The organism is Allokutzneria sp. NRRL B-24872 (genome assembly GCF_002155965.1).
GTDB lineage: Bacteria > Actinomycetota > Actinomycetes > Mycobacteriales > Pseudonocardiaceae > Allokutzneria.
Map to the genome: position 1 here is coordinate 1 of NZ_MUMH01000006.1, position 25,219 is coordinate 25,219.

Genomic DNA, 25,219 nt, shown 5'->3' on the forward strand with positions numbered 1-25,219 from the left:
GTTGAGGGCGTCGGGGACCTGGTGGGGGCGGGAGAGCACGGTGACGCCGGGTTGGGCCGCCATCTCCTCGGCCCAGCGACACGCGAGCACGTCGTGGGCGAAGAAGACCGGTCGTCCCGAGGACAGCGCCAACTGGGCGAGCACCCGAGCCTCGCAGTACTCCTCGGCGTCGACCACGACGACCGCCGCGCAGGACTCGCTCATCAGCGCGCAGCGCTTGGGGAACTGGTGCCGTGCGGGCGGGGTGTCGGGCAGGAACTGCGAGACCACGGCGCCGCGCCGGGCGATCTCGGCCTCCAACGGGGAGTTCTCCAGCGGGTAGCAGTGCCGCAGGCCGGTCCCCACGAAGGCCACGGTCCGCGCTCCGGCGGCCAGCACCCGGCGGTGCACGGCCGCATCGGTCCCCGAGGCGAGGCCGCTGACCACGGTCCACCCGGCCTCGGCGAGCACCAGCGCAATGTCCCAGGCTCGGGCGATCCCGCGCTTGGAGGGACGACGGCTGCCCACCACGGCAACAGATCGCGCATCCCGGGCTTCGAGCACGCCGCGGTAGGTCAGGAACGGCGGCGCGTCGGGCTGGGCGCGCAGCCAGGACGGGTACTCCGGGTCCTCGACGGTGACCAGGCCGATGCCCTCGCGCCGCCAGGCGAGGACCTCTCGCTCGACCGCGTCCAGCGACTCCCCACCCCGCAGGGCGAGCAGGAACGCGGCCTGGGCCCGCACGTCCACCGTCACACCGACAGCATATCGAACATGTGTTCGAATCCGTCAAGTCGTACATCACGCCCACGCGGTGCCCGAGGTACACGGGGCACGGGGGCGGGTCTGGCAGGCTTGGCGCATGAGCGCATCACGGCCGGAGGTGGTCGGCCGACTCGTCGAATGGCTGACCCGCATCGATCTCGCGCGCCCGGTTCGCGTGGCCGTCGACGGGCCGGACGCGGCGGGCAAGACGACGCTGGCCGACGAGCTGGGGGAGGCGCTCGGCGGGCGCGCGCTGCGGATCTCCGCCGACGACTTCCACCGCCCTGCCGAGGAGCGGCTGCGCCGGGGACCGCTGTCCGCCGAGGGCTACTTCATGGACGCCTTCGACGTGCCCGCCCTGCGCCGCGAAGTGCTGGAACCGCTTGGCCCACAAGGAGATCTCGGGTACCGCACGACCGTGTGGGACCACCTCACCAACACCAGTCGCAGCGATGCCAGGCGCACGGCGGCCCGGGACGCGATCGTGCTGGTGGACGGGGTGTTCCTGTTGCGCGAGGAGCTGCGGGACTGCTGGGACGTGCGGATCTTCGTGGAGGTCCACGAGGAGGAGCAGATGCGCCGCGCGGTCGAGCGCGACACCGAGATCTTCGGGACGGAGGAGCGGGTCAGGGAGCGCTACGCGGTGCGCTACCGGCCCGCGCACGAGCTGTACTGGAACAGCGCCCGCCCGTCGGAACAGGCCGACATCGTGATCGACAACACCGATCCGGACAGCCCGGTGATCCGGCGCTGGACCGGGAACAGGGCGGGCTGAGTCCACAATGGACGGATATGGCTTCACCATCGCGCTGATCGTGCTGCTGATGGTGGTGAACGCGATCTTCGCGGGCAGCGAGATCGCGTTGATCTCCTTGCGGGAAGGGCAGTTGCGCCGCCTGGAGCGCGACGGCGGCAAGGCGGCGCGGACCCTGGTGCGGCTGGCCAAGGACCCCACGCGCTTCCTCGCCACCATCCAGATCGGCATCAACCTGGCCGGAGCGCTGGCCTCGGCGACGGCGGCGGTCTCGCTGGCCCGGCCGCTGGTCCCGGCCTTCGCCTTCTTCGGCGCGGCGGCGGAGAGCGTCGCGATCGCGGCGGTCACCCTGGTGCTGACCTACTTCACGCTGGTGGTCGGTGAGCTGGCGCCGAAGAAGCTGGCGATGCAGCACGCCGAGCGCTGGGCGCTGCTGGTGGCCCGGCCGCTGGACACGCTGTCGAAGATCTCCCGCCCGGCGGTGTGGCTGCTGAGCAAGTCCACCGACGTGGTGGTGCGGCTCTTCGGCGGCGACCCCAAGGCCGACCAGGAGCAGCTGAGCCCGGAGGAGCTGCGCGAGCTGGTCGCCGGGCACCGCGGTCTCAACGCCGAGCAGCGCATGATCATCATCGGCGGCCTGGAGATCCACGAGCGGCTGCTGCGGCACGTGCTCCGGCCGCGCCGCTCGGTGTTCACCCTGGAGGCCGACACCCCGGTCGAGCAGGCCCGCGCGGAGCTGGCGGCCTCCGGGCACTCCCGCGCACCGGTGGTCAGGGGCAGCGACCTGGACGACATGATCGGCGTCGTGCACCTGCGCGAACTGCTCTCCGGGACCGGGACCGTGGCTGAGGTGGCGCGACCGGCGACCGTCTTCCCCGACTCGGTGCGGGTCTCCGACGCGCTGCGCAGGTTCAAGGCCGAGCGCCAGCAGTTCGCCGTCGTCGTCGACGAGCACGGCGCCGCGGACGGCATCGTGACGCTGGAGGACCTGCTCGAAGAGATCGTCGGCGAGATCTACGACGAGGCTGACCGGGACATCCTCTCGGTGCGCACCCAGGACGACGGCAGCATGGAGCTGCCGGGCACCTTCCCCGTGCACGACCTGGTCGACCTCGGCGTGGACATCGCGGACGCGCCGAACGGGGACTACACGACCATCGCCGGGATGCTGCTCACCCGGCTCGGCCGCATCCCGCAGCGGCCGGGTGACCGGGTGGACTTCGCCGAGTGGTCGGCCGAGGTCACCGCGACCGAGCACCACGCGATCACCGGAGTGCGGCTGCGGCCGCGGAAGAAACGAGAGGCAACGGGTTCATGAGGTTCGTGATCGCGAGCGGCACGGGGCTGGACCCCTCGGGCTACCTCGCCCAGCTCCCGCAACTCGCAGGCGCGCTGCCCGCGGGCGCTCGCGCGTTCGCGGAGTCGCCGGGGCACTACGACCTCGACGGTCCGCGCTGCGTCAAGGACATGGTGCTCAGCCGGGTGGACTTCGACAGCACCGAGACCGAAGTGACGCTGGAGCTGCGGTTCCGGCACCGCTGCGGGCAGCACGTGGAGAACCTGCTGTTGCGCTACTACGGCGTGTCCGGCTTCATGCTGGAGTCGCCTGAGTGGAGCCGCTACGGCCCGCTGCTGCTGGACGAGCTGCTGCCGCACGCGCACGGGTGCAGCCACGAGATCGCGTGCCAGGCGGGCTCCCTCGCGGTGATCGCGAAGGACCTCTCCGCGACGTGGACGGCCAGTGATTGCCCCGACCGGGACACCGCGCTAGCGCAGGCTTGACGGCCACGGACTGCACAATGCGCAGGTGAGCAGGCAACAGGACTTCGTGCGGCAGTTGACATCCGAGCTGCCGTACGCGGCGCGGGTTGACGACTCCACGCGCGCCGCCTACACCTCGGACGCCTCGATCTACCGTGCTGTTCCCGCCGCCGTGGTGGAGCCGCGCAACCGGGACGAGGTCGTGCGCGCAGTGCGGGTCGCAGTCGAACACGGAGTCCCGGTCACCTGTCGCGGCGGCGGAACCTCGATCGCGGGCAACTCCATCGGCAACGGCTTAGTGATCGATTTCTCCCGCCACCTCAACCGGCTGCGCTCGCTCGCCCCGGACGCGCGGACCGCCGTGGTGGAGCCCGGACTCGTGCTGGGCAAGCTGCTCTCGGCGAGCGCGCGGCACGGCCTCACCTTCGGCCCCGACCCGTCGACGCTGTCCCGCTGCACGCTCGGCGGGATGATCGGCAACAACGCGTGCGGACCGCACTCCGTCGCCTGGGGCACGACGGCGGACAACGTGGTCGACCTCGACGTGCTGCTGGCGGACGGCAGGACGGTCACGGCGCGCGCGGGCTCCAGCGGTGACGCGGCGATCGACGAGCGGTTGCGCGCGCTCACCGCCGACCACCTCGCCGAGTTCCGCACCGAGCTGGGCCGCTTCTCGCGCCAGGTCTCCGGCTACGGGCTGGCGTCGTTGTTGCCGGAGAACGGTTTCGACGTCGCCCGCGCGCTCGTCGGCTCCGAGGGAACCTGCGGCGTGGTGCTCGGCGCGACCGTCCGGCTCGCTCAGCTACCGAAGGCGAAAGTCCTTGTGGTGCAAGGGTTTGACGACGTCTACCAGGCGGCTTCGGCAGCTCCCGCGCTCGCGCGGACGGGTGTGCTGACCGCCGAGGGCATGGACGCGCACCTGATCGCAGCGCTGCGCAGCAGGCCGGGCGGCTCGGCGCTGGCCGATCTCCTCCCGCCCGGCGAGGCGTGGGTGTACTGCGAGGTCCCGGGCGAGACGATCGACGAAGCCCTTGCGCGCGCGGCAGAACTCGGCGGCAAGGTGGTCACCGACGCCACCGAGACCGCCGCGCTGTGGAAGATCCGCCGCGACGGCGCCGGACTGGCCACTCGGATGGCGGACGGGGGCGAGGCGTGGCCCGGCTGGGAGGACTCGGCGGTGCCGCCGGAGCGCCTGGCCGACTACCTGCGCGAGCTGCACGGGCTGATGGATGCCATGGGGCGCAAGGGAATCGCGTACGGGCACTTCGGCGAGGGCTGCCTGCACCTGCGCGTCGGCTGGGACCTGACCACCGCGCGGGGGATCGGGGAGTACCGCGAGTTCATCGAGCGCGCCGCAGACCTCGTCGCGGCGCACGGCGGGTCGTTCTCCGGCGAGCACGGGGACGGGCGGGCGCGGTCGGAGCTGCTGCCGAGGATGTACTCGCAGCGAGTGATCGACTCCTTCGCCGCGTTCAAGGGCGCCTTCGACCCGACCGGCGCGCTCAACCCCGGGCTGCTGGTCGACCCGAAGCCGCTGGACGCCGACATCCGCCCCGGTCCTGGGCACAACCGGCTCGAACTGACCCCGGTGCACGCGCTCAGCCACGACGGCGGCTCGTTCGCGGGCGCGGTCCGGCGCTGCCTCGGCGTGGGCAGCTGCCGCCAGTCCAGCGGCACGATGTGCCCGTCTTTCCAGGTCACCGGCGACGAGGTGCACTCAACGCGGGGACGCTCGCGCGTGCTATCGGAGATGTTGCGCGGCGAGTTCATCGCCGACGGCTGGAGGTCGGAGGCCGTCCGCGACGCACTCGACCTGTGCCTGTCCTGCAAGGCGTGCAAGACCGCGTGCCCGGTCAACGTGGACATGGCGACCTACAAGGCGGAGTTCCTGCACAACCACTACAAGGGCCGTCTCCGCCCGCGCGCGCACTACGCGCTGGGCTGGCTGCCGTTGTGGGCTCGGCTGGCGTCCGTGGCGCCCGGCCTGGCCAACGCGATCGGCGGGAAGGCGGTGTTGCGGCTGGCCGGGCTCGAACCGCGCCGCAAGATGATCCGCTTCGCCCGCAAGACGCTTCGCGGGTGGATGCGCGGTCGCCCGCCCGCTCCTGGCAGCGCGGGAACCGTCGTGCTGTGGCCGGACACGTTCACCAACCTGCTCGACCCCACTGCGGGGCGCGCGGCGGTGGAAGTGCTTGAGGCGCTCGGCTATCGCGTCGAGCTACCCGAGGGCCCGGTGTGCTGCGGTCTGACGTGGCACTCCACCGGCCAGCTCGGCGTGGCGCGGCGTGTGTTGCGGAAGTCCTTGCGCGCCTTGGAATCGCAGCTGCGCGCGGGCAGCGTCGTGGTCGGCCTCGAACCGTCGTGCACGCAGGTGCTCCGTGACGACGCGAGCGAGCTGCTGCCGGGCGATCCCACCGCTGAGCTGCTGAAGACGCGCGTGCGCACGCTCGGCGAAATCGTTGCGGCACATGAAGGTCCTTCGCCGTTCACGCGCTTGGACTCCGACGCGGTGGTGCAGGTGCACTGCCACCAGGAGTCCGGCGGCGGCTACGGCGCGGAGCTGTCCGTGCTGCGTGAGCTGGGCGTGGACGTGGACCGGATCGGCGCGGGCTGCTGCGGCCTCGCGGGGAACTTCGGCTTCGAGCCGGGGCACTGGGAGGTCGCGCAGGAGTGCGCGGAGCGGGAGCTGTACCCGAAGGCGCGTGCGGCGAGCGCGGACACCGCGATCATCGCGGACGGCTTCTCCTGCCGCACGCAGGTGGCGCAGGGGACGCCGAGGCGGGCGGAGCACCTGGCCCAGGTGCTCCGCCGCGCGCTGAAGCCCTGATCAGCCCTGGGGCATCTTCGAGGAGTGGTGGTTGATGATCATCCAGTGACCGTGCCGCTTCTCGTAGACGAAGGTGAAGCGCGCGTCGGTGAAGGTTCCGTCGCCGAAGGTGAACCGGTAGACACCGGCGTCGACGGCGGAGTGGTCGCTCTGCAGGACGACGTGGGTCTCGAGGATCTTGCCGGTGGGCTTCTTCGCCATGAACTCGACGAAGTAGTCCTTGATGCCCTCGTGGGTGGTCCGCACCTTGTTGGACAGCGTCGGCAGCAGCACCGCGTCGTGCGCGTAGTGCCGGACGACCTTGTTCACGTCACCGGAAACGAGATCGTGGTTCCAGCTGTCGAACTGCGCGCGAATCTCGCGAGCGGTGGGCAGTAACCGGGCCTCGGTGCTGCTCGCGCCGGTTTCCGCCGGAGCGGACGGGCTTGAGAAAGCACTGGCACCGGTACCGGCGACAACGGTGACGGCGGTCAGGACGACGGCACCGGCGGCGAGGCGGAAACGCCCGAATTGTCCACTACGCACAGTAAGTACCTTTCACGCTAAAGGAGTACTAGCGCCTACTGTGCGCCTCTTCATCTGCGCCGATACGGCCGCCAGAAGGACCTTGATGACACGGCTTTATAACCGAGGGTATTGATCATGGGAAGGTGGACAGAAAAGTCCCCTAAATCTCCCCAACCGGACACATCCGGCGTGACTCAGATTACTTAGGGACCCTAAGATAACTGGTTAGGATATCTAAGTGACTTCCGCCGCAGAACTGGCGCGCGCACTGCGCCCCCTGGTGTTCCGGCTGTACTCGGTCGTGCGCAGGCAGACACCGCAGGAATCGCTCAGCCTGACCCAGAGCTCCGTGCTCGGGATGCTCTCCCGCCGCCCGTACCGGATGAGCGCGCTCGCCGAGCAGGAGGGCGTCCGGCTGCCGTCGATGACCGAACTGGTCGGCCGCCTCGAACGCATGGGACTGGTGGAACGCGAGCGCGATTCCGAGGACGGCAGGGTCACCACGGTCAACATCACCCCGGCCGGTCAGCGGCTCTCCGACGAGCTGACCGCGGCTCGGGAGCGGTTCTTCGCCGAGCGGCTGTCCGCACTGGACCAAGAGGATCTGACCAAGATCAACGCTGCGCTCCCCGCGCTCTACCGGCTCGTGGTCCAGCCACCCCGTGACCTGGACAGGTCGTAACGATTCGACCACGCAGGGCCAGTTGGTGAAGAGTTCACTCAGAGGTCTTTCATCGCACGCTCATCGGGCTTAACGTCACCGCGTTCCCCAGCTGACGATATGGAGGTCCGCGTGTCGGTAGAACGCGACGGCCGGCGAATGCTCCCCATGCTGCTCCCCCACCTGGGCAGCCGGGCAGCGGTGACCTGTGAGTACCGCTGCAACAACCAGTGCGCACACGACGCGCCCAACGTCTCCGAGAACGAGTACTTCGCCGATGTGGCCCGCAAGGCGCTCTCCCGCAGGGGCGCGCTGAAGGCGGGCGCCGCGCTCGCGCTGACCACGGCGGGCACGGCCGCCCTCGCGGGCACCGCGGCGGCCGCCCCCGGCATCGACGTCGACATCGACGTGGATCTGGAGGTCCAGCTGGGCCGCCGCGTCGCCGGGCTGAACTTCAAGCCGGTCCAGCCCAACGAGCTGGACGCCGTTGTCGTGCCGGAGGGCTACGAGCAGCAGGTCCTGATCCGCTGGGGCGACCCGGTCATCCCCGGCGCCCCGAAGTGGGACATCGACAAGCAGTCGCCCGAGGCCCAGGCCAAGCAGTGGGGCTTCAACAACGACTACTGCGCGCTCGTGCCGATCCCCGGCGAGAACGACAAGTGGTTCATGGTCAGCAGCCACGAGTACTCCAGCGAGCAGTACATGTTCCGCGGCTGGGACCCCAACAACCCCACCGAGCAGCAGACCAGGACCGCCTGGGAGGCGCACGGGCACTCCGTCGTGCGGGTCGAGCGCAACCGCCGCACCAACCGGCTGGAGGTCAAGCTCGACCCGAAGTACAACCGCCGGATCACCATGACCACGGCCTTTGAGGTGCGCGGCCCGGCAGCGGGCTCGAAGTACCTCAAGACCCCGGCCGACCCGACCGGGCGCAAGGTCTTCGGCACCATGAACAACTGCTCCGGCGGCCTCACCCCGTGGGGGACCATCCTCTCCGGCGAGGAGAACATCCACGGCTACTTCGGCAACGCCGACAAGGTGACCGACCCGAAGACGCTCGAGCAGATGAAGCGCTACGGCGTCACCAACAAGGTCACCACGCGCAAGTGGGAGCGCTTCGACTCGCGCTTCGACCTCGCCAAGCAGGTCAACGAGCCGAACCGGTTCGGCTGGATCGTGGAGATCGACCCGTTCGAGCCGGACCAGCCGCCGATCAAGCGCACCGCGCTCGGCCGGTTCAAGCACGAGGGCGCCAACGTCATCGTCAACCGCGACGGCCGCGTGGTCGCGTACATGGGCGACGACGAGCGCTTCGAGTACATGTACAAGTTCGTCTCCGACGGCAAGTTCATGAAGGGCCACAGCAAGCGGGCCCGCGCGCACAACAAGACGCTGCTGGACACCGGCACGCTCTACGCCGCCAAGTTCACCGGCAACAGCCCCGCCGCCGAGATCGACGGCTCCGGCAAGCTGCCCTCCGACGGCAAGTTCGACGGCCGTGGCGAGTGGATTCCGTTGGCGCACAACGACAAGTCGTTCGTGCCGGGAATGACCGCCGAAGAGGTCTACGTCTTCGCGCGCATCGCGGCCGACAAGGTCGGTGCCACCAAGATGGACCGCCCCGAGGACGTCGAGCCGAGCCTGAAGACCGGTCGCATCTACGCGGCGCTGACCAACAACAGCGAGCGCGGCCCTGCGGGCAAGGAAGCCGCCACCGAGGTCAACCCCAGGCACAGCAACAAGAACGGCCAGGTGCTGGAGATCGAGGAGGACCGCCGCGACAACACCGCGACGCGCTTCTCCTGGAACCTGCTGCTGGTCTGCGGTGACCCGAAGGCGGCCGACACCTACTACGGCGGCTTCGACAAGTCCAAGGTCAGCCCCATCTCCTGTCCGGACAACGTGGCCTTCGACCCGTACGGCAACCTCTGGGTCTCCACCGACGGCAACGCGCTGGACAAGAACGACGGCCTGTTCGCGCTGCCCCTGGAGGGCAAGGAGCGCGGTCACGTCAAGCAGTTCCTGACGGTGCCGATCGGCGCGGAGTGCTGCGGCCCGATCATCACCGAGCGGCACGTGCTCGTGTCCGTGCAGCACCCCGGCGAGCTCGACGGCGCCACCGTCGAGAAGCCCGCTTCGCACTGGCCGGACGGCGGCACCAGCCAGCCGCGCCCGTCGGTCGTCGCGGTGTTCAAGAAGGACGGCGGCCGCATCGGTCGCTGACCTTCCTGCTGCGCAAGAGAAGGGGCACCCTCCACAGTGGAGGGTGCCCCTCTCGTTGCAGCGCGTCAGACCTGGATGCGGGGACGGCTGATCATGTGCTGGTCGACGCTGTCACGACGCCACCCGTCCCAGTCCTTCATGAAGCCGTGCAGATCGGCGGCGCGGCCGCCCTCCATCCGCGCGCGGATGCCCCTGACGTACGGGACCACGTCCGGCGAGCAGTCGACGGACGGGGCGGTGCGAACGGCGCTGTCGCAGTCACCGTCTGGTCTGCCCCGGTCAGATCCGCACGCAGGGGCGGTCGATCATGTGGTCACCGACCCACGCCTCGCCGCAGGCCCAGGTGCTGCGGTCGAAGTCCTGGCCGACGCTCCAGAACTGGTTGTGCTTGTTGTCCGCCCAGCGGCTCCAGTCCGCGATGAAGCCGTGCAGCTTCGCGGGCTTCTTGTTCACCGTGGACACCGTCATGTCGACGACCCTGGCGTAGCGCGACCACCGGTAGTCGATCCTGACCGCGACGCAGACCCCGTGGCCGCAGTGCGAGCGCACCTCCTCCGCCGCCGATGCGGGCGCGGCGGTCAGCGTGGTCATGGTCGCGGCGGCGGCGCTCACCAGGAGTGCGGCTCCGATTCGCTTCAACATCGAACATCCCCCAACAGGTTTGTGTGTCCTTTGTGGATAGTCGATGGAGTTGCGGTGCCTCAATCATTTCGCTGATCTTGACAACGTCCGCACCCGTTCGTGGGACCGGTCCCGGCCACTCCTCCTAGCGTCCGCGGCGTGCAGAACAACGACCTTCCGGCGCCCCCGGTCAGCCTCAAGGTGTCGGTGCGCCTCTGGCTCGCGCTCGCGGGCGCGGCATTCCTGCTCGGCGCGCTGAGCATGGCCACCTCGTCCTACCGCGCCGGTATGTGGCTCGGCCTGGGCGTGTGGTTGTTCCTGGGCGCGGTGAACCTGCGCGCGGCGTTCCGCGGCGCTCGCTACGTGCTCACCCTCGTCATGTTCCCGCTGTTCATCGGCTTCGGGAACGGGCTGTCGTCAGGGGTGCTCGCACCCGCCGAAGTGGTTGTCACCGTGCTGTTCGGAGTGGGAACGGGAACCGCGGGCGTGCTGATGTGGCTGCCCGCGACCAGCCACCACTTCCGCTACGTGCGGCTGGGTCGCTGACGCCTCAGCAGGAGCACGACCACGGCGGAGAGCACCATGGCGCCGCCGACCACCCACATGCCCGCGCGCTGCGTGCCGGTGAGGTCCGCGAGCGCTCCGGTGATGTACGGCGCGGCGAAGCCGGAGAGGTTGCCGAGCGAGTTGATCAGCCCGATGGCCCCGGCCGCCGCGACTCCGGACAGGAATGTCGTCGGCAGCGCCCAGAACGTGGGCATCGCCGAGCACACGCCGACCGCGCACACCGTCACAGCGATCATCGCGGCGACCGGGTTGCCGAGGTAGAGCGCGATCGGGATGGCCAGCCCGCCGACGAGCGCGGGCAGGGCCACGTGCCAGGTCCGCTCCCCGGTGCGGTCGCCGTGCTTGGCCCAGAACACCATCACCACGGCCGCGACCGCGTACGGGACGCTGTTGATCAGGCCGCGCTCGACGACGCCGTAGGTCGTGCCGAACTGCTGCTCGAAGCCCGCGATGATGGTCGGCAGGAAGAAGCTCAACGCGTACAGGCCGTACACGATGCCGCCGTAGACCACCGCGAGCGCGAGGATGCGCGGGCTGGTCAACGCCTTCTTCAGGGTCCACCCCGCGTGCGCGTCCTGAGTGGCCTTCTCCTCGGCGGCCAGCGTGGAGGACAGCCAGTCGCGCTCCTGCTCCGTCAGCCACTTCGCATCGCTCGGCCGATCGGTGAGGTAGTACCAGGTCACCACGGCCAGCAGCAGCGCGGGAAGGCCCTCGGCGAGGAACATGAACCGCCAGCCGGTCAGGCCGAAGATCCCGTCGCCGTAGCTGATCAGCAGGCTCGACACGGTGGCGCCGATCGCGCTGGAGATCGGCACGGCGGCCATGAACAGCGCGACCACGCGGGCCCGCTCGGAGGCGGGGAACCAGTACGTCAGGTACAGGATGATGCCGGGGAAGAAGCCCGCCTCGGCCACGCCGAGCAGGAAGCGCAGCACCAGCAACGTGGTCTCGTTGGGGATGAACGCCATCACGGTGGCGATCACGCCCCAGCTGGCCATGATCCGCGCGATCCACCTGCGCGCGCCGAAGCGGTGCAGCGCGAGGTTGCTCGGCACCTCCAGCAGCAGGTAGCCGATGAAGAACACCCCGGAGGCCAGGCCGAACGCGGTCGCGGTGAGCCCGAGCTCCTTGGTCATCCCGTTCGGCCCGGCGAAGCCGATGTTCACCCGGTCCAGGTAGTTGATGAAGTACAGCAGCCCGAGGAAGGGCACCAGCCGCAGCGCGACCTTGCGCATCACCCTGGCCCGGAGAACATCGGTGTCCATCGCGACATCCCAGGTCAGCACGGCCGATCCGTCAACCCCCGTAGGGTCAGCGCATGGACTCACGACCTGTTGCACTGGTGACCGGGGCGACCAGGGGGATCGGCCGCCGCGTCGCCGAGCTGCTCGCGCCCAGCCACCACCTGCTGCTCGGCGGGCGGGACCTGGAGGCGCTGCACCAGTTCGCGCGCTCGCTGCCCGACGCCCGGCCGTGGCCCGTCGAGCTGACCGACTCGGCGGCGCTCGCGGCGGCCACCTCCGGCATCTCGCGCCTGGACGTGCTCGTGCACAGCGCCGGTGTGTCCTCGCTGGGCACCGTCGCGGAGACGAACGTGGCCACCTGGCGCAGGACCATGGAGGTCAACGTCATCGCCGTCGCCGAGCTGACCCGGCTCCTGCTGCCCGCGCTGCGCTCCGCAGAGGGCCACGTGATCCTGATCAACTCCGGCGCCGGGCTGCGCGTGAACCCCGGCTGGACCGCCTACGCCGCGAGCAAGTTCGCGCTCCGGGCGTTCGCCGACGGCCTGCGCGGCGAGGAGCCCTCGCTGCGCGTGACCTCCGTGCACCCCGGCCGCACCGCCACCGACATGCAGCGCGGCGTGCGCGAGGCCGAGGGCGGCGCCTACGAGCCCGACAAGTACCTCCAGCCCCAATCCGTCGCCGGCGCGGTCTTCATGGCCATCACCGCACCCCGCGACGCCCACCTCACCGACCTGGTGGTCCGCCCCGACACCCGCCTCTAACCCCAGCCGCTTACGTGCTGAACGACTCACTCAGGTGGCTCAACCACCTGAATGACTCGTTCAGCACGTTCAACCACATGAACGAGTCATTCAGGTGAAACGGCGTCAGCTGGAGATGCGGTCGGCGATGCGGCGGACTTCGGCCTGGGCCTTGGCGCGGTCGACGCGGGTGGGCTCGTGGTCGGCGATGACGTGCTGGCCGGCGACCCATACGTCGGTGACCTGGCTGGCCGCGGCGGACCACACGAGGTTGGACAGCAGCTGCACGTCGGGGGCGTCGGTGCCGCGCGGGAAGGCGGGGCTGTCGACGTCGACGTGCACGACGTCGGCCCAGCGGCCGGGCTCCAGCGAGCCGATGTCGGAGCGGCCGATGGAGGCGGCGCCGTCGCGGGTGGCGAGCAGCAGCGCGCGCGGAGCGGTCAGCGCGGCGGCGTCACCCCGGTCGAGGCGGGCGAGCAGGGCGGCGAGGCGGACCTCGTCCCACACGTCGAGGTCGTCGTTGCTCGCGGGGCCGTCCGTGCCGAGGCCGACGCGGACGTTGGCGCCCAACAGGTCCAGCAGCCGAGCGGTGCCCGACGCGAGCTTGGCGTTGGAGTTCGGGCAGTGCGCGACGGCGACGTCGTAGCGCTGGAAGATCTCGATGTCGGAGTCGGAGAGGTGCACGGCGTGCGCGGCGAGCACCCGGCCGCCGAGCGCACCGATCTTCTCCAGCAGCTGCGGCACTGAACCGTGCTCCGAGCGCTGCTTCTCGTCCTCCGCAAGGGTTTCCGCGACGTGGATGTGCATCAGCGCACCGCGGTCGCGGGCCAGCTGGGAGATCTCCGCAATGGCCTCGGGCGGCAGCGTGTAGGCGGAGTGCGGGCCGTAGCCGAGCTCGATCCGCTCACCGGGGCCGAAGCGCAGGCCGTCGGTGTCGATCCACCGCGTGGTCTCCTCGGCGAGCTGCTGCCAGGTGCCGAGCCGCTCCAACCCGGGCGCGGACAGGATGCCCGGCGTGAGCAGCACGCGGCCGCCGGTGTCGAGCACCGCCTGCGCCATGTGCTCGCCGTGGAAGAACATCTCCACACTGGTGGTGACGCCCGCGCGCAGCATCTCCACCGAGCCGAGCAGCATGCCGTCGTAGGAGTCGCGGTCGATCATCTTGGCCTCGGACGGCCAGATCGCCTCGGTCAGCCAGCGCATCAGCGGCAGGTCCCCGCCGAGCCCGCGCAACGGCATCATCGGCGTGTGCGCGTGCGTGTTCACCAGGCCCGGCACCAGGATTCCGGTCAGCTCGCGCAGCTGAGCGCCCTCGGGCAGCTCCGGCGCGGCCGCCGACGGTCCACAGTGGACGATCCGGCCGTCCGCGTCGACGTCGACGACGGCGTCCCGCAGCACGGAACAGGCGGGGTCACAGGGCAGGACGACGGGGGCCTTCAGGCGCAGCGATACCGACATGGACGGATACTGCCAGGCCGCCCCCGGCTACTCCGCCTTCGCCCCCTCCACCGGCCGCGCGGCGGTCAGCTCCTCGATGGCCTCCTCCACGTCGGCGTGCGTCGTGGGCTCGGGGCGCGGGTTGTCCAGCACGCAGCGCAGCCCGGCGACCTGGTCGTGCCACGCGCGCTGGTCCTTCCGGAACACCGGCGTGAGCAGGAAGAACACGAAGGCGAGCGTTCCGGCGAGCGCCACGCTGAGCACCAGCTCGTTGCGGGTGAGGCCGTAGGTCGGCGCGATGGCGAAGCGGTCCATCACCTCGAGCACGGTCGGCCCGAAGGTCATCACCACCGTGACCAGCAACACGAGCATGCCGAACGGCCCGAACACCTCGCGCACGACCAGCTTGGCCAGACCGGGCGGACCGCCGTCGACGGTGCGCACCTTGAACTTCAGCAGCTTGCCCGCGGGCGTGTACCCGTCGGTGAGCAGCGGGCACGCGATCCGGATCACCACGAAGATCGCCAGCATCGCCCACAGCGAGTTCGCCGCGGAGCCGTCCAGGCCGAGCCGCGAGATGATCAGCCCGAGGCCGAACAGGAACATGTCCAGGCCGTAGGCCACGATCTGCCGCGGCAGCCCGACCGCGTCCAGCTGAGCGCGGACCTCGTTGGCGGGCAACACCTTCGGCACGATCAGCGCGGCGGGGGCGATCAGCCCGCCGAGGGCGGTGCCCAGCGTGTTCGCCATCAGGTCGTCCACGTCGAGGAGCCGGTACGGGCACGGGTAGATGCCGAGGTTGCCGGTCACCTGGATGATCTCCAAGGCCAGCGAGGCGAGGAAGCCGGCGACCACCACCCACTGCAACTTCAGCCCGTACGCCTTGCGCAGCAACACGCCCAGCGGCACGAACAGCGCGACGTTGAACGCGAAGGACAGCATCGACTTGCTGGTGATCGCGGAGCCGAAGCCGCTGAGGTTCCGCTTGGTCATCTCCGCCTGGATGTCGGCGATGAACTGGAACGGAACCCACTGCGTGGTCTGGAGCCCCTGCTTGCACACGCTGGCGACCGGCGGGAACGGCATGAACACCAGCGCCAGCACGACGAGCGCGTAGAGCAGCGCCGCGTAGAGCACGAAGGAGCGGCGCGGCTCCACCCGGCCGAACCTGAAGTAGTGGAAGGCGACGACCGGGATCAGCAGTGCGACACCGGCGACCAGGAAGTACAGCAACCCGGTCTGAATGCTCTGCAAGTACAAGGGGGACACGGCTGACCATTCTCCGGGGCGGGCGGGAGAGCGCTCATCATCCGGATGGCTGGCGCACCCCCGCTTTTCGGCCAGGAATGACCCCGTCGGGGACCCCCGTAAACCGTTGTAACCCTCAGGAACTGCCCAGCCGCTGGCGCAGCAGCGCGGCGAGCCGACTGCCGTGCTGCGGTTCGGTGGCCTCCATCGACCCGGCAGGGAACTTCTCCGGAGCGCCCTGCCTCGCCCGCTGCGCGGTGTCCGGGTCGACGCGGAAGCACGGCCGGTTGCCGCGCGTGCGCTGCCGGTTGCGCAGCCAGGCCAGCCGGTGTTGCGCCTCGGCGTGGTGGTCGGTGATCGTCATGCCCGCGCTGTCGAAGGAGTGCAGCACCGCGCGGTTCAGCTCGACCACCGCTCGGTCCCGCCACAGCGTCCGCTCGCTGGAGGTGTCCAGCCCGAGCCGGTCGGCCACGTCGCGGGCCACGCCGTAGCCGCCCTCGTCGGCCAGGCTCCTGGTGCCGATGTCCGCGCCGACGAACCAGCTGTTGACCGGCGCGGCCGGGTAGTCGACGCCGCCGATGTGCAGCCGCATGTTGGCGATCACCGGGACGGCGTGCCAGCGCAGCCCCAGCTCGCCGAACCACGGCAGCTCGGGGTGGGTCAGCTCCACCTCGCGCACCACGTCGGCGGGCACGGAGAAGCAGTGCGGCCCCTCGTCGTAGGTCTCCACCACCAGCGGCAGCGGGTCGAACCGGCCGCGCTGATCCGGCGGCTGCCAGCCCATCCGCACGACGGCCTCGGTGAAGTCGGCGTAGCGCGGGTCGCCGGTGACGCGCCCGTTCTTGTCGCGGTGACCCGCGTAGCGGACGAGCTGCTCGTTCCAGATGCACGGCCCCGGCCGGTCCGGCGTGTCCGGCGCGAACACGGTGATCAGCGGGTGCACCTTGCCGTTGGCGGTGGCCAGGCGCAGGTGCTCGAAGCACTCCGCGGCGACCGCCGCCGTCTTGCGCACGCCCCGCAGGTCCCTGACCTTGAGCCGCCGCCAGGGCAGCCCGCTGGTGCACCAGCCGCTGTCGCGCAGCGCGACGCGCGCGCCGTAGGCCAGCTCCGCCGGTGTGTGCCGGTACGTGCCCGTCTTCTCGATCTCCGCGCGGACCTGTGTCAGGCGCTTGCCGAGCGGACCCGCGTCGGAGTGCGAGTCGTGGAACATGCGCAGGAACTCTTCGGCGGCGGCGATGTCGGTGATCCGCCCGGACGGGTTCCGCGAACCCGTCGAGAGGGTGATCAGCTCGTCACGGAGTGCGGTCACGGGCGGGAACCGTACTCGGAATCGCCCGTGACTCGTCACTACCAGATGGGGCAAAGTCGCAGGTCAAGGCTTCCCACTCGATCGTGGTCAGCGCAACGCAGCGTGCGCATTCGGCATGATCAACAAGAGTCTTGACTACCCGTCAGGGTGATATGCGATGGCACTTCACGCCTCTGCGGAAACGTGAACGCGTTCGAAGAAAAGATCCCTGGAGATCCGTCCCTCGACCCGGGCGCGCTGCTCGAACTTGGTCACCGGCCGGAAGTCCGGACGGGGCGCCCAGCCGTCGTGCTGGTTGCGCAGCGACGGCTCGGCCGAGCACACCTCCAGCATCTGGTCGGCGTAGTGCTGCCAGTCGGTGGCCATGTGGAACACCCCGCCGGGCGCGAGCCGCGAGGCGACGAGCGCGACGAACTCCGGCTGCACGATGCGGCGCTTGTGGTGCTTCTTCTTCGGCCACGGGTCCGGGAAGAACAGCCGCACGCCGTGCAGCGAGTCCGGCGCGACGTGGTCGTGCAGCAACCGCACCGCGTCCCCGCGCAGCAGCCGCAGGTTCTTGAGGTCGTACTCCTCGGCCCGCAGCATCAGTTGGGACAGCCCGGGCTTGTAGACCTCGGCCGCGACGTAGTTGATCTCCGGGGCGTCCCGCGCGAGCAGCGAGGTGGCCTCGCCCATGCCGGAGCCGATCTCCAGCAGCACGGGCGCGCTCCTGCCGAACCACGCGTCGAAGTCCAGCGGCCCCTCGGGCAGCTCTTCGACGTGCTTGCCGAGGTCGGCCCAGTACTGGTTCCACGCCCTGTCCTGGCCGACCGTCTGCCGCTCGCCGCGCTGGACGTAACTCACGATCGTCCGCCAGTGCGACGGACGCTGCTCGCTGGAGGTCACGCCCACGATGCTGTCATTTCCCCCGAGCAGCTCAGACGCCGGGCTTGACCTGCGTCTCCCAGAAGCGGTGCACGGCGTCGGCGGCCACGCCCGAGCCCTCCTCCGACTCGACGACGCCGCAGAGCTTGCCGCCGGAGTCCAGGTAGATCGTCGTCGACGCCCGCACCGCCGCGACCGTGTAGTCGCGCCAGGTCCCCGAGCGCCCCGCCCCGCTCCACTGCCCCTCGCCGCCCGGCTGCGCCGCGATCGCGAAGCTGCTGGCGAACGTCGTGCACGCGCCCGCGGTCTCGGTGGCGAAGAAGCTCGCGAACATCGGGCGGTCCTGCCCGGCCACCTTGTACTCGCACTGCACCTGCGTCCGCGCCCTGAGCACCAGGTCGACCGCGGGGGAGGAGTACTTCTTGCAGCTCTGCGCGCGGTCGACGGCCTTGCCCGCGAACTCCCGCAGTTCAGCGTCCGTGCCGAAGGGCGCGTCCTTGTCCCCGGCCGGCACGTTCTGCGCCGCCGAGGAGGACCTGGGAGGCGTGCCGGGGTCGCCCGGATCGCTGGGCACGGTGCCCCGGCCGCCGTTGACGATCATCAGCACCGCCACGACGGCCAGCGCGCCGAGGCCGAGCACGCCCATCCCGATGCCGACCAGCTTGCCCCGGTTGCGCTTGGGAACCGTGGACTGGCCGGGCGGCGGCATGGACATGCCCAGCGCCGGAGCGGGAACCGGAACGGGTGCCGTCGGCGGAAGGGGCTGGGCGTGGTGACCGACGTAGCCCGGGTGCCCGTGCTGGTGCGGGTAGCGCTCCTGCGGGTCGGTCGCGTCCTGCATCGGCGGAATCGACAGCGCGCCGACGACCACCGTGCTCTCCGGTGACTCCACCGCGACCGGCAGCACGCCGAGCCGGTCGTTGATCACCTGAGCCACCAACGGCATCCGCGTCCCGCCGCCGACCAGGTAGATCCCGGCGAAGCGCGAGCGGTCGAGCCCGGAGGAGGCGATCGTGCCGCTCAGCATGGACACCGTGCGCTCGATCCCGGGGCGCACCAACGCTTCCAGCTCAGCGCGCGTGACGTGCGCGTCCGGGAGCGGATCGGGCAGCGGGATGTCGGTCTGCGGGTAGCGGGACAGCGCTTCCTTGCCCGCGCGGATGTCGTCGGCGAGGGTGCGCGCGGCTCGGCGGGCGGCCGCGGTCCCCGGACGCCGGATCTCTGTCCACAGTGGATGGTCGCGGTCCACGGTCGCGCGAACGTGCTCGGTCAGCGCCTGGTCGAAGTCGGTCCCGCCCACGTCGGACAGCCCGGCCTCGGCGAGCACCTGCCAGTCGTCGTGCCCGATCCGCTGCACCACCGCGGTGTCCGTGGTGCCGCCGCCGAGGTCGTAGACCACCAGCGCCTGGCCCGGCGCGACGACCGCTCCGTTCTCCGCGAAGTGCGCCGCGGCGGCGACCGGCTCGGCCAGCAACTGCACCGGGACCGACCAGCCCGCGGCTCGCGCGGCCGCGCGCAGCGTGTTGCAGCGGATCAGCCGCCAGTCGGCGGGGTGGGTCAGCACGACCCGGTCCGGCTCTCCGCCGAGCTGCCTCCGGGCCTCGTCAGCGACCCGGCGCAGCACCGCGGCGATCAGCTCGACGACGGGGATGACCCGGTCACCCAACAGCACCTCGACGTCGTCGATGCGGCGCTTCGGGTTCGGCTCGTAGCGACTGGGGTCCAGTCGGGCCTGCCGCTCGGCGTCGCGGCCCACCACCAGCTGTCCGTCCGGGGCGAGCCACACAGCGGAGGGCAGCACCGGCCAGCCGTCGACCGCCAGCAGCCGGGGCGGCAGGCCCGGCGCGGTCCGCACCGCGGCGACCGTGTTGGAGGTGCCGAAGTCGACCGAGAGCTCGCGCACCCGGCGACCGTACCCGGCGACCCACCAGCTCTCGAACTACCAGCTCTCGAACTCCGAGATCCGTGCGCGCAGGTCGAAGGGACCGGCCAGCGCGACCGGCTGGACGATGTCGTTGGCGTTGACCTGGGCGGGCAGCACGTCCACCCAACCGCGGTGCCGGTCGGTGAGCCGCACGGTGATCGGTTGGTAGACGCCGCTGTCGGAGGGCTCGTACTCCCAGTAGCCGTCCTCGCCCTCGTTCACCCACGGCACGTAAGCCCATCCCGCGCGGCCGGAGAGCAGTTCGTGCACCCCGTCCTCCAGCGTGAACCCGGCCTCGCGGTGCAACAGGTCGCCCCGGCGCACCGCGCGCAGCCACCACGGGGCCGCCGCGCCCGGGGACACCACGACGACCTCGCGGTAGAGGGTGAGCACCTGGCGCTCGGGAGCGCGGTGTATCCAGGCCCTGCGGCTGTCGGCGGGGCTGCGGGAGAGTTCGGCGGCGCCGCTGCGGGACAGGGCCATGGACCACTCCAGGCCCAGCACCGAGGAGACCCGCATGCCGGAGAGCCCGGACGGGGGCTGTCTGCCGATCACCATGCGCCGTTGCTCCGGCATGCCCGGGCGCGGGGTGCGGACTGCGTCGTGCGCGTTCAGAAGCGGTTCGGTCATGGGTGCACCGGTTCTTCTGCGTGACCGCGACGCGGGCGCCGTTGCCGGCCGTCGAGGTGCCGCTCGTGGGGTGGCCCGGTGCGCCTCACGCATCGGGTCTGCGCAATGGGTCTGCGCAATCGGCGACCGCGTGACAACCCGTCGCTGACGATCGCGCTGTGTTCTCGAAACTACCGCGTGGAGATCACTTTCGCCTTCGCTCATCCGGCGTATCCCGACCGGCAAACACCGCCCCGCCCGTAGCGCCGAACGAGCCGTTTGTGCAGCTCAGCTCCATAAGAATCCGATCTCGAACCAGTGTCACGCGCTTGTGCGCCGGTTCACGAGGTCTTGACGCGATCCACACGTTCAGCGCAACCCGCGTGTGGTCTCGACAACACCCCGGGGTTGGTCTTTTCTGAGTCGATGGGAACTCGCACGGTGGAACTGCCGCGGATAGTCGGTGGCGTCGTGGTGGGAGTCGACGGGCTGAAGTCCGCCCGTGCACTGCGCACGGCCATCGAGGAAGCCAACCGACGGGGCTGCGCGCTGCACGTGGTCCGTGAGTGGACGTTGCGCGCAACGCCGCGCCCACCCAGCTGTCCTCCCGGATCGGTGCCCGCGCTGTCGGAGTACGAGACCTGGCTCGCCGAGGTCACCGACAAGCTCGCGCGGCAGCAGCTCGGGGAGAACCAGAACCTGGAGATCCACGTGCACGTGGTGCACGTCCGCTCGCCCGAGGCGCTGCTGGTGATGTCGGAGGCGGCCGAACTGCTGGTCATCAGCCACAGCGGCGGGCGCTCAGCCGGCCCGGTCGCCGACCAGTGCGTCCGGGGCGCCAAGTGCCCCGTGCTGGTGGTGCGCCCCGATCCGTGAGGGAGCCGCCGGCCGAGGGCCGGGCCGGCCCCCGAAGGCAGCCCGGACCTCGGCATCGGTGTGTCCGCTGAACGGCGCACCGCGTGCGTCAGGCTCCACCATCGCCACTGCCCGCGCCCACCGCGTCCGCCTGGGGTCTGGCATCTGCCTCAGCTCGTAGGAGTACGGCAACCGCCATAGGGTCAGGGGCATGGGTTACACGAAGCCTGATGAAGGCTGGTGGAAGGAGTTCGTCGGCGCGCTGCCCGCGCGGACCGGCAAGCTCGCGGTGGTGCGCAAGGACGGCTCGCCGCACGTCGTGCCCGTGTGGGTCGCCGTCGACGGGGACGAGCTGGTCTTCATGACCGGCAAGGACACCGTGAAGGGCAAGGCGATCGCCAGGGACGGCCGGATCGCGATCTGCTTCGACGACGAGCGCCCGCCGTTCGACTTCGTCACGCTCGTCGGGACCGCGAGCACCAGCGAGGACCCGGAATCGTTGCTGCGCTGGGGAACCGTCATCGCCGCGCGCTACATGGGCGAGGACAAGGCCGAGCAGTACGGCAAGCGCAACGCCGTGCCCGGCGAACTCCTCGTCCGAATGCGGATCGACCGCGTCATCGGCGCCCGCAACGTCGCAGGCTGACGACGCCCGGCGACCGCGGAACTCAGGCGTCGCCGGGGCGGACCAGGCCGGTCTCGTAGGCGAGCACGACGGCCTGCACGCGGTCGCGCAGGTCGAGTTTGGACAGGATGCGGCCGACGTGGGTCTTCACGGTGGCCTCGGACAGGAACAGCGTCTTCGCGATCTCGGCGTTGGACATGCCCTTGGCCACCAGCACCAGCACTTCGCGCTCGCGCTCGGTCAGCACCTCCAGCACGGCGGCGTCGCGCAGCTGCCCGGACTCCGGCGCGCCGAGGAAGCGCTCCAGCAGGCGGCGGGTCACGCTGGGGGAGACGACCGCGTCCCCGCTGGCCACCGCGCGCAGCGCCGAGACCAGGTCGGCGGGCGGGGTGTCCTTGAGCAGGAAGCCGCTCGCGCCGTTGCGCAGCGCGGCCAGCACGTACTCGTCGAGGTCGAAGGTGGTCATCACGAGCACCTTGGAGCTGCCGTCGCCGGTGATCCGCTTCGTCGCCTCGACCCCGTCCAGCAGGGGCATCCGGACGTCCATCAGCACGACGTCGGGCTGGAGCTTGGCGGCCAGCCGCACGGCGGCGTCGCCGTCACCGGCCTCACCGATGACCTCCAGGTCCTCCTGGGCGTCGAGCACCATGCGGAACCCCATGCGCATGAGCTCTTGGTCGTCCACCAGCATCACGCGAATCACGAGGGCGAGCTTAGAGCGCCGCGTCCGCCATGGGCAGGCCAGGGAGGATGAGATTGGTGATGAACGCGATCAGCGCACCGGGTTGGGTCCGGTCGGCCGAGGGGTGAGCGGCAGCAGGGCGTTCACCCGCCACCCGCCGCCCTCGCGCGGGCCGGTGTCCAGCGACCCGCCGTAGACCGCGGCGCGCTCGCGCATGCCGATCAGCCCGTTGCCGCCGGTGACGAGGTCGCCCGGGGTGCCGAAGCCGTCGTCGAGCACCTGCACGGTCACCGCGTCCTCGCGCCGCTCCACCCGCACCGTTGCCATCGCGCCCGGCCCGGCGTGCTTGAGGATGTTGGTCAGCGCTTCCTGGACTATCCGGTAGATGCCGAGTCCGACCCCGGTCGGCAGCTTGTCCAGGTCCCCGGTCAGCTCCAGCTCGACCGGCAGCCCGACCGAGCGGACCTTGTCCACCAGCTCGGTCAGCTGCCCGGCGTTGGGCTGCGGCACCATCTCCGGGTTCTCGTCCTCCGCGCGCAGCACGCCGAGCAGCCTGCGCAGCTCGTTCAGCGCCTGCCGCCCGGTGCTGGCGATGGTCTTCAGCGAGCGCTCGGCGACCGCGGGCTGGTCCTTGATCACGAAGCTGGCGCCGTCGGCCTGCACGATGATCACGCTCACCGCGTGCGCCACCACGTCGTGCAGCTCGCGGGCGATCCTGGTGCGCTCCTGGGCCACCGCGATCTTGGTCTGCTGGTCGCGCTCCAGCTCCAGCATGCGCAGCCGCTGCTCCACCTCGGCGTGGTAGGCCCGCCTGGCCGCGACGAACTCGGCGAGCAGCCAGCAGAACGCGGGCAGCGCGACCGACCAGAAAACGTTGATCAACAGCCATTCCACGGCGTCTGGGGCCTGCGGGTTCTCGTTGTAGGCGCGGCTGATCAACAGCGCGCTCTGCGCGAGGGAGAACAGCAGGTACACGGCGGCGACCTTGCGGTTTCCCAGCAGCACCAGGGTGTAGAGCGCGATGAACATGCCGAACTCGGCGACCCTGGGCAGCGAGAGGTCGTCGGGGTGGGTGAAGATCCGCAGCACCGCGCCGAAGGCGATGATCGAGGCGGCGAACACCGGCTGGCGACGCCGGATGATCAGCGGGCAGAGCAGCAGCGCGCCGACGGAGTAGTAGTTCTCCGGGGAGACCTTGAAGATCTCCCAGAGCAGCACGTCGAGCAGGATCAGGAACGCGACCATGATCGTGTCGCCCACCAGGGGGTGGGTACGCAACCACAGACTGAGCCGCCGCACGCTCGTGAGGTTAGGTAAGCGACCCCCGTGCTGCGTCCCTCCGAGGTCTGACATTTGCTCGCGCTTCGGCGAGGGCCGTGACCTGGCGGTTATCCGCCCGGCGTCCGCCGGGCGGGCGATCATGGCACGATGCTGTTCGCTCGTAGTGGGGGTGAACTGGTGACTGGGAGCGAAGGGCACTGGCCGGGACCGCTGTCGGCGGCCGTCGCCAACCTCTGCCAGCGGTTGCAGCCGCAGGTCGGCCCGCGCACCGCGGCGGGGTTCCGCGAGGTGCTGCGCAGGCTGAGCGCGCCGTTGCAGGTCGCGGTGGCCGGGCGGATCAAGTCCGGTAAGTCCACGCTGGTCAACGCCCTGATCGGGCGCCGCGTGGCACCGACCGACGTCGGCGAGTGCACGCGGCTGGTGACCCGTTTCCAGTACGGGACGGTCGACCGCGTCGAGGTCGTCTTCACCGACGGCCGCAAGCAGGTGCTGCCCTTCGACAGCAGCGGCACCATCCCGCCGGAGCTGGGCGTGGACATCAGCACGGTCTCGCACCTGGAGGCCTACCTGACCAACGCCGTGCTCCGTGACCTCACCGTGATCGACACACCCGGGCTCGGCTCGCTGGACGCCGCGTCGGTCGCCCGCACCGAACAGCTGCTGGGCGCGGCGGCCGAGGCCGAGCCGGAGGTCGCCGAGTCCGACGACCTGGACCCGGTGTCGCGCAACGCCGTCGCGGGCGCCGAGGCCGTGCTCTACGTGGTGACCCAGGGCGTGCGCGCCGACGACCAGCAGGCGCTCGCCGCCTTCACCGCCGCCACCGCGAGCCGCGAGGCCGGACCGGTCAACGCGATCGCGGTGCTGAACAAGGCCGACACGGTCGTCGCCGACACCGTGGAGGGCTCCGGCGGCGACGTGTGGAAGGCCGCGACGCTGCTCGCGGAGAAGCAGGCGCTGAGCCTCAAGCCGAGGGTCGCCGACGTGCTCCCGGTGATCGGCCTGCTCGCCGAGACCTCGGAGACGGGCGGGTTCACCTCGGCCGACGCCGACGCGCTGCGCCAGCTCGCGCAGCTGGACGAGGCCAGCCGGATGACCATGCTGATGTCGGCCGACCTGTTCACCGCGTGGGACTGCCCGGTCTCGGCGTCGGTGCGCTCGCGCCTGCTGGAAAAGCTCGACCTGCACGGGATCGCGGTCGCGCTGCACGCCCTCGACGCCGAGCCCGCGATCACGGCGGGAGCGCTGCGCCGCACGCTGCTGGACTCCTCCGGCCTCGCGGGCGTGCGCGGGCGGATCGACGCGGTGTTCCGCGCGCGCTCCGACGGCATCAAGGCCGCCGCCGCGCTGGCGTCGGTGACCGCGCTCGCGCAGGCCAGCGGCGACCCGGGCGAGCGGCAGCGGGTGCACGACGCGATCGAGGTGCTGCTCGCCAAGCCCGAGGCGCACCAGCTGCGGCTGCTCGAAGCGCTCACGCTGGTCACCTCCGGCGCCGTCGACATGCCGGTCGACCTGACCGAGGAGGTCATCAGGGTCGGCAGCGGCGGCGGGGTGGACGCCCAGCTGGGACTGCGGGGACGGCCGAGGCAGGAGCTGGAGGCGTACGCGCTGGAGCGGGCGGGCTGGTGGCGCTCGTTCGCCTCCTTCGGCGCCACCCCGGGGCAGAGCCGGGTCGCGCACGTGGTCCACCGGGCCTACTTCCTGCTCTGGCAGCAGGTCCGCGAGGGAGGCTGAGAAGA

At 70.6% G+C, this 25,219-nt stretch carries 24 protein-coding genes; 11 read left to right on the forward strand and 13 right to left on the reverse strand.

Annotated features, from left to right (window positions below; translation table 11 throughout):
- The coding region (locus CCN37_RS00760; RefSeq protein WP_143261348.1) for a DNA-processing protein DprA at positions 1-735 on the reverse strand (735 nt) is incomplete at its 3' end.
- Positions 736-841: 106 nt separating this feature from the next.
- Between CCN37_RS00760 and CCN37_RS00765 the strand changes: the two genes are divergently transcribed.
- The 4 genes from CCN37_RS00765 to CCN37_RS00780 are packed head-to-tail and all read left to right on the forward strand — an operon-like array spanning position 842 to position 6,086.
- Positions 842-1,519, forward strand: coding sequence for an AAA family ATPase (locus tag CCN37_RS00765; RefSeq protein WP_143261350.1), 678 nt, complete (start codon positions 842-844; stop codon positions 1,517-1,519).
- Positions 1,520-1,526: 7 nt separating this feature from the next.
- A complete protein-coding gene (locus tag CCN37_RS00770) occupies positions 1,527-2,816 on the forward strand; it encodes a hemolysin family protein (protein WP_086818647.1) in 1,290 nt (429 codons plus the stop codon).
- Positions 2,813-3,280 carry a hypothetical protein gene (locus CCN37_RS00775; protein WP_086818648.1) on the forward strand — a complete coding sequence of 156 codons (468 nt, stop codon included), beginning with the start codon at positions 2,813-2,815 and terminating at the stop codon, positions 3,278-3,280. Before CCN37_RS00770 ends, CCN37_RS00775 begins: the two co-directional genes overlap by 4 nt.
- 46 nt (positions 3,281-3,326) lie before the next feature.
- Positions 3,327-6,086 (forward strand): FAD-binding and (Fe-S)-binding domain-containing protein, encoded by a 2,760-nt coding sequence (locus tag CCN37_RS00780; RefSeq protein WP_246842749.1) that lies wholly within the window; start codon positions 3,327-3,329, stop codon positions 6,084-6,086.
- Here CCN37_RS00780 and CCN37_RS00785 read toward each other — a convergent pair whose 3' ends face one another.
- Positions 6,087-6,611, reverse strand: a complete 525-nt coding sequence (locus tag CCN37_RS00785; protein ID WP_086818649.1) for an SgcJ/EcaC family oxidoreductase — start codon at positions 6,609-6,611, stop codon at positions 6,087-6,089.
- A gap of 220 nt (positions 6,612-6,831) precedes the next feature.
- Here CCN37_RS00785 and CCN37_RS00790 point away from each other — a divergent pair, with 220 nt between their 5' ends.
- Positions 6,832-7,275, forward strand: a complete 444-nt coding sequence (locus tag CCN37_RS00790; RefSeq protein WP_086818650.1) for a MarR family winged helix-turn-helix transcriptional regulator — start codon at positions 6,832-6,834, stop codon at positions 7,273-7,275.
- 138 nt (positions 7,276-7,413) lie between these two features.
- The gene (locus CCN37_RS00795; protein ID WP_246842750.1) at positions 7,414-9,477 is read left to right on the forward strand and encodes a PhoX family phosphatase; all 2,064 of its coding nucleotides are present in this window, start codon (positions 7,414-7,416) and stop codon (positions 9,475-9,477) included.
- A 65-nt stretch (positions 9,478-9,542) separates the two neighbouring features.
- On the opposite strand, the gene CCN37_RS39565 is transcribed toward CCN37_RS00795, so the two are convergent.
- Both CCN37_RS39565 and CCN37_RS00800 read right to left on the reverse strand, forming a co-directional pair.
- Positions 9,543-9,686, reverse strand: coding sequence for a hypothetical protein (locus tag CCN37_RS39565; protein ID WP_168200469.1), 144 nt, complete (start codon positions 9,684-9,686; stop codon positions 9,543-9,545).
- 70 nt (positions 9,687-9,756) lie between these two features.
- Positions 9,757-10,119, reverse strand: a complete 363-nt coding sequence (locus tag CCN37_RS00800) for a hypothetical protein (RefSeq protein ID WP_086818652.1) — start codon at positions 10,117-10,119, stop codon at positions 9,757-9,759.
- A 138-nt stretch (positions 10,120-10,257) separates the two neighbouring features.
- On the opposite strand from CCN37_RS00800, the gene CCN37_RS00805 reads away from it, so the two are divergent.
- The gene (locus tag CCN37_RS00805; protein WP_086818653.1) at positions 10,258-10,644 is read left to right on the forward strand and encodes a hypothetical protein; all 387 of its coding nucleotides are present in this window, start codon (positions 10,258-10,260) and stop codon (positions 10,642-10,644) included.
- Here the strand turns inward: CCN37_RS00805 and CCN37_RS00810 are convergent.
- Positions 10,623-11,930, reverse strand: coding sequence for an MFS transporter (locus CCN37_RS00810; protein ID WP_086818742.1), 1,308 nt, complete (start codon positions 11,928-11,930; stop codon positions 10,623-10,625). The two genes, CCN37_RS00805 and CCN37_RS00810, sit on opposite strands and share 22 nt — an antisense overlap.
- Positions 11,931-11,983: 53 nt before the next feature.
- Between CCN37_RS00810 and CCN37_RS00815 the strand changes: the two genes are divergently transcribed.
- The gene (locus tag CCN37_RS00815) at positions 11,984-12,670 is read left to right on the forward strand and encodes an SDR family oxidoreductase (protein WP_086818654.1); all 687 of its coding nucleotides are present in this window, start codon (positions 11,984-11,986) and stop codon (positions 12,668-12,670) included.
- 105 nt (positions 12,671-12,775) lie between these two features.
- Here CCN37_RS00815 and CCN37_RS00820 read toward each other — a convergent pair whose 3' ends face one another.
- The 6 genes from CCN37_RS00820 to CCN37_RS00845 form a co-directional block, all read right to left on the reverse strand.
- On the reverse strand, positions 12,776-14,107 hold the full coding sequence (locus tag CCN37_RS00820) for an amidohydrolase family protein (RefSeq protein WP_086818655.1): 1,332 nt from the start codon (positions 14,105-14,107) through the stop codon (positions 12,776-12,778).
- Positions 14,108-14,134: 27 nt separating this feature from the next.
- The gene (locus CCN37_RS00825) at positions 14,135-15,355 is read right to left on the reverse strand and encodes a VanZ family protein (protein WP_086818656.1); all 1,221 of its coding nucleotides are present in this window, start codon (positions 15,353-15,355) and stop codon (positions 14,135-14,137) included.
- Positions 15,356-15,470: 115 nt separating this feature from the next.
- A complete protein-coding gene (locus CCN37_RS00830; protein ID WP_086818657.1) occupies positions 15,471-16,643 on the reverse strand; it encodes a nitric oxide synthase oxygenase in 1,173 nt (390 codons plus the stop codon).
- A 165-nt stretch (positions 16,644-16,808) separates the two neighbouring features.
- Positions 16,809-17,528, reverse strand: a complete 720-nt coding sequence (gene trmB, locus CCN37_RS00835; protein ID WP_086818743.1) for a tRNA (guanosine(46)-N7)-methyltransferase TrmB — start codon at positions 17,526-17,528, stop codon at positions 16,809-16,811.
- A 31-nt stretch (positions 17,529-17,559) separates the two neighbouring features.
- Positions 17,560-19,410: an Hsp70 family protein gene (locus CCN37_RS00840; protein ID WP_086818658.1), complete on the reverse strand. Its 1,851-nt coding sequence runs from the start codon at positions 19,408-19,410 to the stop codon at positions 17,560-17,562.
- Between the two features lie 36 nt (positions 19,411-19,446).
- Entirely contained in the window at positions 19,447-20,061 is a 615-nt protein-coding gene (locus CCN37_RS00845) for a hypothetical protein (protein WP_246842742.1), read from the reverse strand.
- A 405-nt stretch (positions 20,062-20,466) separates the two neighbouring features.
- Between CCN37_RS00845 and CCN37_RS00850 the strand changes: the two genes are divergently transcribed.
- A complete protein-coding gene (locus CCN37_RS00850; RefSeq protein WP_086818659.1) occupies positions 20,467-20,916 on the forward strand; it encodes a universal stress protein in 450 nt (149 codons plus the stop codon).
- Positions 20,917-21,106: 190 nt separating this feature from the next.
- Complete coding sequence (locus CCN37_RS00855) at positions 21,107-21,541, forward strand: PPOX class F420-dependent oxidoreductase (protein ID WP_086818660.1); 435 nt, start codon at positions 21,107-21,109, stop codon at positions 21,539-21,541.
- A 22-nt stretch (positions 21,542-21,563) separates the two neighbouring features.
- Here the strand turns inward: CCN37_RS00855 and CCN37_RS00860 are convergent, their stop codons facing one another.
- Positions 21,564-22,223 (reverse strand): response regulator transcription factor, encoded by a 660-nt coding sequence (locus CCN37_RS00860; protein ID WP_086818661.1) that lies wholly within the window; start codon positions 22,221-22,223, stop codon positions 21,564-21,566.
- A gap of 69 nt (positions 22,224-22,292) precedes the next feature.
- Positions 22,293-23,462, reverse strand: coding sequence for a sensor histidine kinase (locus CCN37_RS00865; RefSeq protein WP_371503573.1), 1,170 nt, complete (start codon positions 23,460-23,462; stop codon positions 22,293-22,295).
- Positions 23,463-23,630: 168 nt separating this feature from the next.
- On the opposite strand from CCN37_RS00865, the gene CCN37_RS00870 reads away from it, so the two are divergent.
- The gene (locus CCN37_RS00870; RefSeq protein WP_086818663.1) at positions 23,631-25,214 is read left to right on the forward strand and encodes a dynamin family protein; all 1,584 of its coding nucleotides are present in this window, start codon (positions 23,631-23,633) and stop codon (positions 25,212-25,214) included.
- Positions 25,215-25,219 lie beyond the last annotated feature (5 nt).

Excerpts from the sequence above, each read along its gene's own strand:
- CCN37_RS00855 (WP_086818660.1), top strand. The coding sequence starts at position 21,107 with ATGGGTTACACGAAGCCTGATGAAGGCTGGTGGAAGGAGTTCGTCGGC.
- CCN37_RS00765 (WP_143261350.1), top strand. The coding sequence starts at position 842 with ATGAGCGCATCACGGCCGGAGGTGGTCGGCCGACTCGTCGAATGGCTG.
- CCN37_RS00845 (WP_246842742.1), bottom strand. The coding sequence starts at position 20,061 with ATGACCGAACCGCTTCTGAACGCGCACGACGCAGTCCGCACCCCGCGC.
- CCN37_RS00775 (WP_086818648.1), top strand. The coding sequence starts at position 2,813 with ATGAGGTTCGTGATCGCGAGCGGCACGGGGCTGGACCCCTCGGGCTAC.
- CCN37_RS00795 (WP_246842750.1), top strand. The coding sequence starts at position 7,414 with ATGCTCCCCATGCTGCTCCCCCACCTGGGCAGCCGGGCAGCGGTGACC.
- CCN37_RS00800 (WP_086818652.1), bottom strand. The coding sequence starts at position 10,119 with ATGTTGAAGCGAATCGGAGCCGCACTCCTGGTGAGCGCCGCCGCCGCG.
- CCN37_RS00770 (WP_086818647.1), top strand. The coding sequence starts at position 1,527 with ATGGACGGATATGGCTTCACCATCGCGCTGATCGTGCTGCTGATGGTG.
- CCN37_RS00820 (WP_086818655.1), bottom strand. The coding sequence starts at position 14,107 with ATGTCGGTATCGCTGCGCCTGAAGGCCCCCGTCGTCCTGCCCTGTGAC.
- CCN37_RS00870 (WP_086818663.1), top strand. The coding sequence starts at position 23,631 with ATGCTGTTCGCTCGTAGTGGGGGTGAACTGGTGACTGGGAGCGAAGGG.
- CCN37_RS00810 (WP_086818742.1), bottom strand. The coding sequence starts at position 11,930 with ATGGACACCGATGTTCTCCGGGCCAGGGTGATGCGCAAGGTCGCGCTG.
- CCN37_RS00815 (WP_086818654.1), top strand. The coding sequence starts at position 11,984 with ATGGACTCACGACCTGTTGCACTGGTGACCGGGGCGACCAGGGGGATC.
- CCN37_RS00850 (WP_086818659.1), top strand. The coding sequence starts at position 20,467 with ATGGGAACTCGCACGGTGGAACTGCCGCGGATAGTCGGTGGCGTCGTG.